The sequence below is a fragment of the Pseudomonas sp. HY13-MNA-CIBAN-0226 genome, assembly GCF_040310305.1.
Classification (GTDB): Bacteria; Pseudomonadota; Gammaproteobacteria; order Pseudomonadales; family Pseudomonadaceae; genus Aquipseudomonas; species Aquipseudomonas gregormendelii.
This window is the reverse complement of record NZ_JBEOPS010000012.1, coordinates 130,178-142,823: the sequence shown is the minus strand read 5'-3', so window position 1 is coordinate 142,823 and position 12,646 is coordinate 130,178. Positions and strand designations below refer to the sequence as shown.

15 protein-coding genes are annotated in these 12,646 nt (G+C 60.3%); 8 read left to right on the top strand and 7 right to left on the bottom strand.

Features of this window, described 5'->3' with window-relative positions; all coding sequences use genetic code 11:
• From AAEZ05_RS15205 to cysB, 3 genes are all read left to right on the top strand, one after another.
• Positions 1 to 906, top strand: a complete 906-nt coding sequence (locus AAEZ05_RS15205; protein ID WP_205892948.1) for a 5'-nucleotidase — start codon at positions 1 to 3, stop codon at positions 904 to 906.
• Between the two features lie 94 nt (positions 907 to 1,000).
• Entirely contained in the window at positions 1,001 to 1,504 is a 504-nt protein-coding gene (locus tag AAEZ05_RS15200; RefSeq protein WP_045060206.1) for a universal stress protein, read from the top strand.
• Between the two features lie 112 nt (positions 1,505 to 1,616).
• Complete coding sequence (gene cysB, locus AAEZ05_RS15195) at positions 1,617 to 2,591, top strand: HTH-type transcriptional regulator CysB (protein WP_008148549.1); 975 nt, start codon at positions 1,617 to 1,619, stop codon at positions 2,589 to 2,591.
• Between the two features lie 7 nt (positions 2,592 to 2,598).
• Here cysB and AAEZ05_RS15190 read toward each other — a convergent pair whose 3' ends face one another.
• The gene (locus AAEZ05_RS15190; RefSeq protein ID WP_045060238.1) at positions 2,599 to 3,081 is read right to left on the bottom strand and encodes a GreA/GreB family elongation factor; all 483 of its coding nucleotides are present in this window, start codon (positions 3,079 to 3,081) and stop codon (positions 2,599 to 2,601) included.
• Positions 3,082 to 3,092: 11 nt separating this feature from the next.
• Positions 3,093 to 3,509 (bottom strand): hypothetical protein, encoded by a 417-nt coding sequence (locus AAEZ05_RS15185; RefSeq protein WP_205892949.1) that lies wholly within the window; start codon positions 3,507 to 3,509, stop codon positions 3,093 to 3,095.
• Positions 3,510 to 3,633: 124 nt separating this feature from the next.
• Here AAEZ05_RS15185 and earP point away from each other — a divergent pair, with 124 nt between their 5' ends.
• Positions 3,634 to 4,776, top strand: coding sequence for an elongation factor P maturation arginine rhamnosyltransferase EarP (gene earP, locus AAEZ05_RS15180; protein ID WP_045060208.1), 1,143 nt, complete (start codon positions 3,634 to 3,636; stop codon positions 4,774 to 4,776).
• Positions 4,777 to 4,824: 48 nt separating this feature from the next.
• Positions 4,825 to 5,394 (top strand): elongation factor P, encoded by a 570-nt coding sequence (locus tag AAEZ05_RS15175; RefSeq protein ID WP_032626910.1) that lies wholly within the window; start codon positions 4,825 to 4,827, stop codon positions 5,392 to 5,394.
• Between the two features lie 170 nt (positions 5,395 to 5,564).
• Here AAEZ05_RS15175 and AAEZ05_RS15170 read toward each other — a convergent pair whose 3' ends face one another.
• The 3 genes from AAEZ05_RS15170 to AAEZ05_RS15160 form a co-directional block, all read right to left on the bottom strand.
• The gene (locus AAEZ05_RS15170; protein WP_350599752.1) at positions 5,565 to 5,984 is read right to left on the bottom strand and encodes an organic hydroperoxide resistance protein; all 420 of its coding nucleotides are present in this window, start codon (positions 5,982 to 5,984) and stop codon (positions 5,565 to 5,567) included.
• A 220-nt stretch (positions 5,985 to 6,204) separates the two neighbouring features.
• The gene (locus AAEZ05_RS15165; protein WP_045060239.1) at positions 6,205 to 6,666 is read right to left on the bottom strand and encodes a MarR family winged helix-turn-helix transcriptional regulator; all 462 of its coding nucleotides are present in this window, start codon (positions 6,664 to 6,666) and stop codon (positions 6,205 to 6,207) included.
• A 69-nt stretch (positions 6,667 to 6,735) separates the two neighbouring features.
• Positions 6,736 to 7,692: a LysR family transcriptional regulator gene (locus AAEZ05_RS15160; RefSeq protein WP_045060240.1), complete on the bottom strand. Its 957-nt coding sequence runs from the start codon at positions 7,690 to 7,692 to the stop codon at positions 6,736 to 6,738.
• Between the two features lie 107 nt (positions 7,693 to 7,799).
• Here AAEZ05_RS15160 and AAEZ05_RS15155 point away from each other — a divergent pair, with 107 nt between their 5' ends.
• A complete protein-coding gene (locus tag AAEZ05_RS15155; RefSeq protein WP_045060210.1) occupies positions 7,800 to 8,549 on the top strand; it encodes a sulfite exporter TauE/SafE family protein in 750 nt (249 codons plus the stop codon).
• Here AAEZ05_RS15155 and AAEZ05_RS15150 read toward each other — a convergent pair.
• Positions 8,539 to 9,393 (bottom strand): LysR family transcriptional regulator, encoded by an 855-nt coding sequence (locus AAEZ05_RS15150; RefSeq protein ID WP_350647895.1) that lies wholly within the window; start codon positions 9,391 to 9,393, stop codon positions 8,539 to 8,541. The genes AAEZ05_RS15155 and AAEZ05_RS15150 overlap by 11 nt on opposite strands.
• 96 nt (positions 9,394 to 9,489) lie before the next feature.
• Here AAEZ05_RS15150 and AAEZ05_RS15145 point away from each other — a divergent pair, with 96 nt between their 5' ends.
• Positions 9,490 to 9,711: a DUF1127 domain-containing protein gene (locus tag AAEZ05_RS15145; RefSeq protein WP_350647893.1), complete on the top strand. Its 222-nt coding sequence runs from the start codon at positions 9,490 to 9,492 to the stop codon at positions 9,709 to 9,711.
• 210 nt (positions 9,712 to 9,921) lie between these two features.
• On the top strand, positions 9,922 to 11,151 hold the full coding sequence (locus AAEZ05_RS15140; protein WP_350647891.1) for a winged helix-turn-helix domain-containing protein: 1,230 nt from the start codon (positions 9,922 to 9,924) through the stop codon (positions 11,149 to 11,151).
• Positions 11,152 to 11,256: 105 nt separating this feature from the next.
• Here AAEZ05_RS15140 and AAEZ05_RS15135 read toward each other — a convergent pair whose 3' ends face one another.
• Complete coding sequence (locus AAEZ05_RS15135; RefSeq protein ID WP_045060214.1) at positions 11,257 to 12,603, bottom strand: class II 3-deoxy-7-phosphoheptulonate synthase; 1,347 nt, start codon at positions 12,601 to 12,603, stop codon at positions 11,257 to 11,259.
• Positions 12,604 to 12,646: the final 43 nt, after the last annotated feature.

The window sequence follows — 12,646 nt, the reverse complement described above, 5'->3', positions numbered from 1 at the left end:
ATGGCAAAGACTATCGATGACAAGCTGGTGCTGGCGATTTCCTCGCGAGCGCTGTTCGACCTGAGCGAAAGCCACAAGGTGTACCTGTCCAGTGGCGTTGAGGCCTACCGCCAATATCAGATCGAGCACGAGGACGAAATCCTCGAACCGGGCGATGCATTTCCCTTGGTGCAGAAACTGCTCAACCTCAACAACAGCCTGGGCCGTGCCCGGGTCGAGGTGATCCTGGTGTCACGCAACAGTGCCGACACCGGGCTGCGGGTGTTCAACTCCATCCACCACTACGGCCTGGCGATCTCGCGCGCAGCATTTGTCGGCGGGCGCAGTCCGTACCCCTACCTCAAGGCCTTCGGCTGTGACCTGTTCCTGTCGACCCATGCCGAAGACGTGCGCAGTGCCCTGGACGCCGGTTTCGCTGCGGCGACCATCCTGTCCGGTGGTGCCAGCCGGGCGGCCAGCGAAGAATTGCGGATTGCCTTCGACGGTGACGCGGTGCTGTTTTCCGATGAATCCGAGCGGGTTTACCAGGCCGGTGGCCTGGAAGCCTTTCAGGCCAGCGAGCGGGAGTCGGCCCGGCAACCGTTGCGGGGTGGACCGTTCAAGGGCTTCCTCGCGGCACTTAATTTGTTGCAGCGTGAATTTCCAGACGACGCCTGTCCGATCCGCACCGCCCTGGTGACGGCACGTTCGGCGCCGGCCCATGAACGGGTGATCCGCACATTGCGCGAATGGGATATCCGTCTCGATGAGTCGCTGTTCCTTGGCGGCCTGACCAAGTCGGCTTTTCTCGAAGCGTTCGCTGCCGATGTATTTTTCGACGATCAGGCCGGGCACTGCGAGTTGGCCCGTGAAGTGGTTGCGACCGGCCATGTGCCCCATGGCATAAGCAACGAGCAAAAGGTTTAAGCCCGCCGTTCAATGCGTTACACCGGCCGCCGTACTCGCCAAGGCACTGCTAAGCTCAACCCATCTCCGCCATGTTGGCACAAGAGGAGGTCATATGATTCGTTCGATGCTGTATGCCACTGACCTCGGCCTTTACGCACCGTTGGTGATGCAGCATGCCCTGGCGCTGGCCCGGACATTTGATGCGCAGTTGTATGTGGTGCATGCGGTGGAGCCGATGGGGCTGTTCGCCGAGTCGGTACTGCAGAGCTACCTTGATGAGCAGGCGTTGAACGATTTTCACAGCCAGGGCCTGAATACGGTGATTGCCAACATCGAGCAGCGGGTGCTCGACAGCTTCCGCGAGGAGCTGGGTGAGGAGGGGGACCAGGACCTGGCGCGCATCCAGGCGGTGCGGGTGATCCAGGGAGATCCCTCACAGGTGATTCTTGACCAGGCGCAGAAACTCTCTGTGGATTTGCTGATCGTAGGTAGTCACAGCCACGGGGCCGGCGCGGAAACACCCTTGGGCCGCACCGCTGCGCGGGTGTTGCAACTGGCGAGGGTGCCGGTCTACCTGGTACCGCTGGTTGAGCGTCGGCGCCTGGGAGATCGCTAGAACACGAATCGTGGCGAACTGATAAAAAGTTCTAGATTTATTCTTCAAACCATTAATATAGTTATATACCGTCGCTGATGCCCGTGGCGTCTACCTGCTTTGAGGGATTCATATGAAGCTTCAACAATTGCGCTACATCTGGGAAGTGGCGCACCACGACCTCAACGTTTCAGCTACAGCCCAAAGCCTTTACACCTCGCAACCGGGCATCAGTAAGCAGATTCGACTGCTGGAGGACGAATTGGGCGTCGAGGTCTTCGCCCGCAGCGGCAAGCACCTGACCCGCGTCACCCCTGCAGGCGAGCGCATCATCACCACCGCCGGCGAGATCCTGCGCAAGGTCGAAAGCATCAAGCAGATCGCCCAGGAATTCTCCAACGAGAAAAAGGGCACCCTGTCGATCGCCACCACCCACACCCAGGCGCGCTACGCACTGCCGCCGGTGATCAGCAACTTCATCAAGCAATACCCCGATGTGGCCCTGCACATGCACCAGGGTTCGCCGATGCAGATCGCCGAAATGGCCGCCGACGGCACAGTGGATTTTGCCATTGCCACGGAAGCGCTGGAGCTTTTCGGCGACCTGGTAATGATGCCATGCTACCGCTGGAATCGCTGCGTTGTAGTGCCCCAGGGCCATCCGTTGACCAAGCTGTCGAAGCTGACCCTCGAAGCGCTGGCCGAATACCCGATCGTAACTTATGTGTTCGGTTTCACCGGTCGCTCCAAGCTCGACGAGGCCTTCAGTCACCGTGGCCTGACACCCAAAGTGGTGTTCACCGCCGCCGATGCTGACGTGATCAAGACCTACGTGCGGCTTGGCCTGGGCGTGGGCATCGTGGCGAAGATGGCCGTTGACGCCAAGCTCGACAGTGACCTGGTGATGCTCGATGCCAGCGATTTGTTCGAGTCCAGCATTACCAAGATCGGCTTCCGTCGCGGTACTTTCCTGCGCGGTTTCATGTGCGACTTCATCGAGAAATTCGCGCCGCACCTGACGCGCGAAGTCATGGCCAAGGCCATCCAGTGCCATAACAAGCAGGAGCTCGAAGAGCTGTTCGACGGAGTCGAATTGCCGGTGCATTGATCCCGGTCTAGATCACCTCGGTAACAGCAAACTGTTGCCGGGTTCCCGCCACCAGAATGTCTACCTCGTCCCCTTCGAACTTGCCCAGCAGGCTTTTGCCCAGGGGCGAGCGGGGGGTGATGACGGTGATGATCTGCCCCACCATATCGATCTTCAACCCCGCCGCGTCGGGTGCGAGGAACAGCCATTGTTCGCGACCCTTTTCGTCTTCCAGCCCCAGCAGCGCACCGACTTCGATGCCGCGTTGCTCGTCGTAGGGGCGCAGGGCCAGGTTCTGGCAAAGGGTCAGTGACTGCCTGATCTCCTCCACGCGCCTGGCCTGGCCGGCTGCCAGGTAGGACGCTTCCAGGCCCAGGGTGTCGTACTTGTTCTCGGCGATGTTCTCTTCGTGAGTCGCGGTCTCATAGGCGGTCTGCGCCGCGCGCTCGGCGATGTCGAGATCAATGCGCAGCTTGTCGAGTATGAGTTGGTGGACGGTCTTCTTGTGCATGGCTGGCTTCATCAATCGCAAAATTGCTGGACGTTGGCGCGACTCTTTTCACTCGGTGCGTTCTGGTCCTGTTGCAGCCAGAACTGGCACTTCGGGTTGGCCAGGTTGCGGCTGCTGCCCCGGGCCTGATCCAGTCGCTGCTGCTGCTCGTTCTTGCGCAGGTTTTCTTCGTATTGTTCGAACAATGGACTCTGCGGCGCAATGTCAGGTCGTGGTTGCACCTGCGCCGGAACGGGCGGCCTGGCCAGTTGCTCCACCGCCGTGGCCACGGGCGCCAACTGCTCGCTGAACAACAGGCGTGAGGCGAGCCAGCAAGTCAGGGCGATCGCCATGAATCCAAGCCACAGGCCCAGGGCGATGCTGGCACTCAGTTGCAGCACATTGAGTCGTACGGCAAGTGGGCGGCGCGGGTTGGGGCGGTAGGGCATGGCGGCCTCCTGGCGGGTGGTTGCAAGCGAAGGGCGATTGTCGCATGAAGATTAATCGCCGTCGGCTCTTCTGCGCGGGGTAATTTATGCGGACAATCGCTACCTTTGCCAACGGGAGCCTGGAATGCCTCAAACGAACCCCCGCTGGGATATTTTCTGTACCGTGGTCGACAATTTTGGCGACATCGGGGTGACCTGGCGGCTGGCCCGGCAACTGGTGGCCGAGCACTCGGTGCAAGTGCGCCTATGGGTCGACGACCTGCGCGCCTTCGAGCGGCTGTGCCCGGAGATCGACATTCAGCTGGCGCAGCAATGGCAGCAGGGCGTCGAGGTGCGGCAATGGCCGGCGGAATGGCTGCCGGTTGATGCCGCTGATGTGGTCATCGCCGCATTTGCCTGCCAATTGCCGGCGCCCTATATGGACGCCATGGCCGCGCGGGCACAACCACCGCTGTGGCTGAACCTGGATTACCTGAGTGCCGAAGACTGGGTGGTGGGTTGTCACGGCTTGCCGTCGGTCAAATACCGACACGTGCAGAAGTACTTTTTCTTCCCCGGTTTCCGCCAGGACACGGGCGGCTTGCTGCGCGAGCGTGGCTTGCTCGAGCGACGGCGCAAGTTCCAGCAGGATGCTTCAGCGCAGCGCGAATTCCTCCAGGGCCTGGGCGTCGATCGCGCCCCTGGCAGCCAGTTGATTTCGCTGTTCGCCTATGAGAATGCCGGGTTGGCCAGCTGGCTTGATTGCCTGGCGAGCGATTCCACGCCTTCGCACATGCTGGTGCCGGAAGGGCGGATCCTCGGCGACGTCGAGCGCTGGCTTGGGGTCGAGGGGCTCGCGGCGGGGGACGTGCACGTTCGCGACGGTTTGACCGTGCAGGTGCTGCCATTCGTCCGACAGGATCAATACGACCTGTTGCTGTGGAGCTGCGATTTTAATGCGGTGCGCGGCGAGGACTCGTTCGTGCGTGCCCAATGGGCCGGGCGCCCGCTGCTGTGGCACATCTATCGACAGGACGAAGATATTCACCTGGACAAGCTCGAAGCCTTCCTCACGCTGTACACCAAGGGCCTGACGCGGCCGGCCAGCGAGGCGATCAGCGGTCTATGGCGAGCCTGGAATGCCGGTGTAACAATGAGCGATCACTGGCTGGCCACCCGTAAACACTCGCCAGAACTGCAGCAACACGCCGAGGCGTGGTGTCTGGAACAGGCCTTGCAAGATGATCTTGCCGCGGCGCTGGTACAGTTTTATGTAAATTGGATATGATACGCGGCCTAGATTTTTGTAAATCCCATCCAAATTCGGATATTCGCAATGAAAACTGGTAAAGAACTGAAACCCGGTACCGTGATCCGTCTCGAAAACGATCCTTGGCTGGTTCAGAAAGCTGAATTCACCAAATCCGGTCGTAACAGCGCGATCATGAAGACCAAGCTGAAAAACCTGCTGACCGGTTACAAGACCGAGATCGTTTACAGCGCCGACGACAAACTGGACGACGTAATCCTCGACCGCAAAGAAGCGACCCTGTCCTTCATCAGCGGCGACACCTACACGTTCATGGACACCACCGACTACACCATGTACGAGCTGAACGCTGAAGACATCGAAGCCGTTCTGCCTTTCGTTGAAGAAGGCATGACCGATGTTTGCGAAGCGATCTTCTTCGAAGAGCGTCTGGTTTCCGTAGAGCTGCCGACCACTATCGTGCGCGTAGTTGACTACACCGAAGGTTCGGCTCGTGGCGACACTTCCGGCAAGGTGATGAAGCCTGCCAAGCTGAGCAACGGTACCGAGCTGCAAGTGGCTGACTTCATCGAAATCGGTGACCGCATCGAGATCGACACCCGCGAAGGCGGTTCCTACAAAGGCCGTGCTAAATAAGCACAGCTTCAGGAATGAAAAAGCCCGACCATTGAGTCGGGCTTTTTTGTGCCTGCAAAATCACAGGATCGCAGCCTCGTTTCACTCGACAGCTCCTACAAGGGAATCACGTTCTTCCTGGTTCTTCCTGTAGGCGCTGTCGAGTGAAACGAGGCTGCGATCTTTTGCTTTTAAACCGTGACGTGCAAGCGCACTTCAACGTTGCCGCGGGTGGCGTTCGAGTAAGGGCACACCTGGTGAGCCGCCTCTACCAGCGATTGCGCGTCGGCTTGTTCAAGACCCGGCAGACTGATGTGCAGGTCGATGTCCAGGCCAAAACCGCCGGGGATCTGACCGATGCCGACATGGGCAGTAATCGAGGCATCGTTGGGGATGCTGCGCTTGGTCTGGCTGGCAACGAATTTCAGTGCGCCGATGAAGCAGGCGGAGTAGCCGGCCGCGAACAGCTGCTCGGGGTTGGTTGCTGCGCCACCCGCACCGCCCAGCTCTTTAGGCGTGGCGAGCTTGACGTCGAGGACGTTGTCGCTGGAAATCGCACGACCATCACGGCCGCCAGTGGAAGTTGCGATTGCGGTGTAGAGCGTTTGCATGATTTAGGCCTCGCCAGATCAGATATGTTTCGCGCTAAATGTTTGCGCGCCAAGTAAGTGCGAGATGAATGTATCGCGCTAATAGTTTGCGCGCAAGATAAACTTTCAAGCGCCTGATAGCGCAGTACCCGTCGACATCAATGTTGGATGTTATACCGCTATCGCGGGCAAGCTTTGCTCCCGCAATGGGCTTCACCTTCAGAGGCGTTCGCTCTCACCTTCAGAGGCTGTCCTGCAGATGACTACGCAGCGCTTGCAACTCGGCCTGCAGCTTCTGCAACTGCTGTAAGGTCTGGCCACTCGCCCCCAGGATGCACTGTGGAATATCGCGGGCCTTGTCCCGCAATGCGCGGCCTGGCCCGGTCAACTCGACAATCACTACCCGCTCATCCTCACGGCTGCGGGTACGACTGAGCAAGCCCTCGACTTCGAGGCGCTTGAGCAGCGGCGTCAATGACCCGGGATCGGTCAACAGACGGGCGCTGATTTCACTTACGGTCAAGCCGTCGCGCTCCCACAACACCAGCATCGCCAGGTACTGCGGATAGGTGAGGCCCAACGCCTGCAGGAGCGGTTTGTAGACTTTGGTCATCATCAGTGACGTGGAGTGCAGGGCGAAACACACCTGATTGTCCAGCAGCAGGTGGTCACAGTTATCCGGAGTGTTGCGCTTGTCGGTCATTTCAAAGCCTTGATCAGTCATCGTCATCAATCTAGTGGGCGAATCTTTAATGCGCCAGATAATTCGCGGTCAGTGCCGACCCAGGGTGTTTTGCAGCACCAGGTCCCAGGGCGGGATCGGGCTGAAACGGGTCTTCAGGTACTCAAGCAGCAGGCGACTGCGTGGGTTGGGTTGCTGCTGCAGGCGCAACGCGTAGATCCCGGTGCTTTCCGGCGGCGGCAGTCCGTTGTCACAAAACAACGGTTGCAGTTCGCCGCGCAGCAGGTATTCGCTGGCAAGCCAGGTGGGTAGATGGGCAATGCCCAGCCCGGCCAACGCACCGCACACCAGTGCTTCGGCATTGTTGGCGCTCATGCGGATGCGCGCCGGGCGGTGCAGTTGCATCTGTCCGTGCTGTTCAAAGCGCCAGGCGAAGGGCGGCGCCAGGCCGTCCCAGTCCAGGCCATCATGCTCGATCAACTGCGCCGGTTCCGCCGGCACGCCACGGAGCTTCAGGTAGGCTGGGCTCGCGCACGCAATTCGAACCATCCGCGCCAGAGGTGTGGCGACCAGGCGGGTGTCGGCCATTTGTCCGGCGCGCAGCACGAGGTCGACCTTGCCCAGGTTAAGGCCCTGCATGTCGACGAAACTGTCGATCAGGTGCAGTTGCACATCGAGGCCAGGGTAGAGCATCAGGAAGTCGGCAATCACTGGCGCCAGGTGTCGGCGCCCGAACGCGGCAGGCGCGTCGATACGAATCAGGCCTTCCGGTGCACTGCTCAGGGAAACCGCCTCGGCTCGGGCCAGGCGCAGTTCGGCGACGATCCGCCGCGCGCGCTCGGCAAACGCCAGGCCTGCCGGTGTCGCCCGCACCGCGTGGGTGCTGCGGATGAACAGCTGGCTGCCCACGGCGTTTTCCAGGCTGTCGATACGCCGGGCGACAGCGGAGGGTGTCAGCGGATAACGACGCGAAGCGGCAGAAAAACTGCCGGTTTCCAGTACGTCGAGGAACAGCGCAAGCTGCTCGGTTAACTGATTGGGGTTCATGGCGATGCGCTTGTGCGAAGTTGGCACAGCCATTGTGCGTTGCTATGCGTTTCACTGCCAATCCCGAATGCGTAGCATGGGCCCATGATTTGGATAGGAATGTAACTGTGATTGAGTTCTTGGTGTATCTGGTGTTCGGCGCAGCCTTGGGCACCCTGGGCGGATTATTTGGCATTGGCGGCGGATTGATCGCTATCCCATTGCTGGGTGTTTTTTTCGGGCTCGACCAGCAAATAGCCCAAGGCACGGCGCTGGTCATGGTGGTGCCGAACGTAATGCTCGCCTTGTGGCGTTATCACCAGCGCAATCGCATCGAATTGCGCCACGCGTTGCCGCTGGCCGTGATGGGCTTCAGTTTTGCCTGGATCGGCTCGATCTGGGCGGTGGGCATTGATGCGCAATCCATGCGCGCCGGATTCGTTGCATTTCTGGTGGCCTTGTCTGCGTACAACCTTGTGCGAATGTTCACCACCAACCCGCCGGCAACGGCGCAAATGCGCTATTCATGGCCATGGCTGGGCGTGCTCGGCGCCGCGTCCGGGACCATGGGGGGTCTATTCGGCGTTGGCGGGGCAGTGGTGGCAACACCGGTGTTGACCAGCCTGTTCGGCACCACTCAGGTCGTTGCCCAAGGGTTGTCCCTGGCCCTGGCGCTGCCCAGCACCGGGGTGACACTGGTGACCTACGCCGTGCACCATCAAGTCGACTGGATGATCGGCGTGCCATTGGCCATCGGCGGCCTGCTGAGCATCAGCTGGGGCGTTAAAATCGCCCACGCGATGCCGGAGCGCCTGCTGCGCGGGCTGTTTTGCGGCTTTCTGGTGATGTGCGCGGTGATGCTCGCCTTTAAAGTTTGAAACCATCGACGATGTGTTCCGCCAGGCACTCAGTGATAGGCGAGGGGTTGTGCAAGTTGCGCACCAGCATGATGCTGGCCTCGGGCAACACCGGCAGACCCTCGGCCTCACCCAGGATTCGCATATCGGGGGTGATCAGGCTTTCCAGTTGCGCAGTGACTGCAAGGCCGGCGCTGACCACCGCCATGATCGCCGACAAGCTGGAACTGTTATACGCCACCCGATAATCACGCCCCATGGCATCCAGTGCATTGCACGCCCACAGGCGGCAGAAACAATCGCTGTTGAACATCGCCAGCGGCAAAGGCGCCTGCTCGTGGGCGCTGAAACATTGCGCTTCGGCCCAGACAAATCGTTCTTTGCGCAGCAGTTGGCCGATCTCGTTGCCGGGTTCGCGGGTGACGATGGACAGGTCAAGGTCCTGGCGCAGCAACAATTGTTTTGATGACTCGCAATGCACCTCAATCTGGGTCAGCGGATAGGACTGCGCAAAACGCCGCAGAATCCCGGGTAGAAAACGCATCACGTAGTCGTCCGGCGTACCGATCCGGACCATGCCGACCATATGCGGCTCGCGCAGGGTATTGAATACTTCGCTGTGCAGCTTGAGGATGCGCCTGGCATAACCAAGCAGTACCTGGCCCTCGGCTGTCAGCCGCACCTGGCGCCCGTCACGTTGAAACAACTGGCGCTGCAGCACGTCCTCTTCAAGCCGCTTCATCTGCATGCTGACCGCAGACTGGGTGCGGTTGACCAGTTCGCCTGCGCGAGTGAAGCCACCTTGGTCAGCGATGGCGACGAAGGTGCGCAGCACTTCAGTGTCGATACTGGGGTAGGCAGACATACATCAATCTCCGAGATGTATTGCATAAGAAACATTCGTTGGATTGATCTTAGCCCCGGCGCGACACTTGAGCCATCCCAAACGGAGGGCAACAAGATGAAAGGTCAACAGGATGTCAGCGCAGTAGAAAAACACTCCATTCACGTCGTCTCGGATCTGCTGCACAAGCTGACCCGCTGGTATGAACTGCACCGCGAACGGGAAATGTTGGCGGGCATGAGCGATGAGTCCTTGAAGGACATCGGCCTGAGTCGCGCGGACGTGGCGCAGGAAGCGGAGCGTCACTTCTGGCAAGACCCATTGGGCGGCGGCAAATAAGGCTGGAAACACCGATGGCACATGCCTGGTCACAACCCCATCACGCGTGGCGCAAGCCCGGGTCATGGGGTTTTTCATGGGCGGCAGCAGGCGGTCGTATTCGTTCGCTGGAGCCGGGCGGGCACCTGCTGAAAAGGCGATGAGGTCACGCCATTGGCGTTTCATGCGTGGGCCGCTAAGGTGGACACAGACCTCTGCATGAGCCTTTGAATGTCTACCTCCTCGTATTTTTCCTTGCTGCAGGCCAGGCGCCTGGCGTTGAGCTCCCAGGGGTTCGGTGGGCGCCAGCCGCCAGCGCTGGTCAAATCAATCCAGGTCAATCGTTTGATCGAACGTCTGGGTATCCTGCAGATCGATTCGGTCAATGCACTGGTGCGCTCGCACTACCTTCCCCTGTTTTCGCGCCTGGGCTGTTATTCATCCGCCTTGCTTGATCAGGCGGCCTGGAGTCAGGGGCGGCAGCGCACGCTGTTTGAATACTGGGGGCATGAAGCGTCCCTGCTGCCCTTGTCGATGTTCCCCTTGATGCGCTGGCGGATGGCGCGGGCAGGCCGGGGCGAAGATATTTATCAGCAACTGGCGCGTTTCGGTCGTGAGCACCAGGACATCATCCGCCGCGTCCTTGGCTCGGTTCAGGAACTCGGGGCGTTGGGCGCAGGCAGCCTGTCGACTCGCCAGGAAAGAGCCGGGCCATGGTGGGACTGGAGCGCGGAAAAACACGCGCTGGAATGGTTGTTTGCCGCCGGTGAAGTGACTGTTGCCGGACGACGTGGATTCGAGCGGTTGTATGACTTGCCGGAGCGGGTGCTTCCCGCGGTCATCCTCCAGCAGCCGATGCTCTCGGAAGATGAGGCCCAGCGTGGCCTGTTGCTGGATGCGGCCAATGCCTTGGGCATCGCGACGGAAAAGGACCTGCGTGACTACTTTCGCCTGAATCCGGGCGATGCGCGTTCGCGCCTGGCGGAACTGCTGGAGGCGGGCGCATTGCTGTCCTGTGAGGTCCAGGGTTGGCGGCAACCGGCCTTTTGCCTGCCCGAGCCGAAAGTGCCACGCAAGGTCGAGGCCAGCGCCTTGCTGTCGCCCTTCGATTCACTGATCTGGGAGCGCGGCCGTACCGAGCGGTTGTTTGATTTTCGCTATCGGCTGGAGATTTATACGCCCCGGGATAAACGGGTCTATGGCTATTACGTGCTGCCGTTTTTGCACAACGAACGAATATCGGCGCGGGTAGATTTGCGCGCGGAGCGCGCGCACGGCCGCTTGGCGGTGCATGCCGTGCACGAGGAAGAGCCGGGGCTGGACGATGAGGGGATGCTGGCGTTGGCGGTGAATTTGCGGCGGATGGCCGATTGGCTGGGGCTGGCGCAGGTGCAGTTGAATTGCCAGCGGGTGAGTGCGGCCAGATTAAGAGTGGCATTGGCTGGGATTGAGGGTGCCTGAGCTGGCCTCATCGCGAGCAGGCTCGCTCCCACAGTTGACCGCGTTTGGCAGAACAACGCCGTCAAAATGTGGAAGCTAGCCCGCTCGCGATTGTTTCAAAGTGGTTTACCGCCGGACTTGCTTCAACGTCTCGGCAATCAAGAACGCCAATTCCAGCGACTGATCTGCATTCATCCGCGGGTCACAATGGGTGTGGTAGCGGTCTGACAACCCGTCCTCGGTAATCGGCCGCGCGCCGCCGATGCATTCGGTCACGTTCTGTCCTGTCATCTCGATATGAATCCCGCCGGCATAACTGCCTTCGGCCTGGTGAACCTGGAAGAATTGCTTCACTTCGCCCAGGATCTGCGCAAAGTCGCGGGTCTTGTAGCCGCTGCTGGCCTTGATGGTGTTGCCGTGCATCGGGTCGGAACTCCACAGCACCTGCTTGCCCTCGCGCTGCACAGCGCGGATGAGGGCGGGCAGGTGGTCACCGACCTTGTTGGCGCCCATTCGGGCGATCAGGTTCAGCCGGCCAGGGTCGTTGTCCGGGTTGAGCACATCAATCAGGCGGATCAGGTCGTCGGGGTTCATGCTCGGGCCGACCTTGACCCCAATCGGATTGTTCACGCCACGCAGAAACTCGACGTGAGCGCCGTCCAGCTGGCGAGTGCGGTCGCCAATCCACAGCATGTGCGCTGAACAGTCATAGTAATCGTTGGTCAGGCTGTCACGGCGAACAAAAGCTTCTTCGTAATTGAGCAGCAAGGCCTCGTGCGCAGTGAAGAAACTGGTCTCGCGCAGCTGTGGCGAGCTGTCCATGCCGCAGGCGCGCATGAAGGCCAGGGTTTCATCGATGCGATCGGCCAGGTGGCTGTATTTCTCAGCCAGTGCCGAGTTGGCGATGAAGTCCAGGTTCCACTTGTGCACCTGATGCAGGTCGGCAAAACCACCCTGGGCAAACGCGCGCAGCAGGTTGAGGGTGGCGGTGGACTGGTGGTAGGACTGCAGCAGGCGTTCCGGATCCGGCACGCGGCTTTTTTCATCGAAGCCGATGCCGTTGACGATATCGCCACGGTAGGCCGGCAAGGTGACGCCGTCGATGGTTTCGTCATTGGCCGAACGGGGTTTGGCGAACTGCCCGGCCATGCGACCGACCTTGACCACCGGGCAGCCGGCAGCAAAGGTCATGACGATGGCCATTTGCAGCAGCACCTTGAAGGTGTCGCGAATTTTTGCTGCGGAGAATTCGGCAAAACTTTCAGCGCAATCGCCGCCCTGCAACAGAAACGCCCGACCCTGTGTCACTTCGGCGAACTGGCGACGCAACTCCCGGGCTTCACCGGCAAACACCAGCGGCGGATAGCTGGCCAGGGTTTGCTCGACCTGCAGCAAATGTGCTGCGTCTGGGTAGGCGGGTTGTTGCTGGATCGGCAGGGCGCGCCAGCTGTCAGGGCTCCAGGGTTGGCTCATCACGGTCTCGGTAGTTTTACGCTCGGACCCTCATGTTATCAGC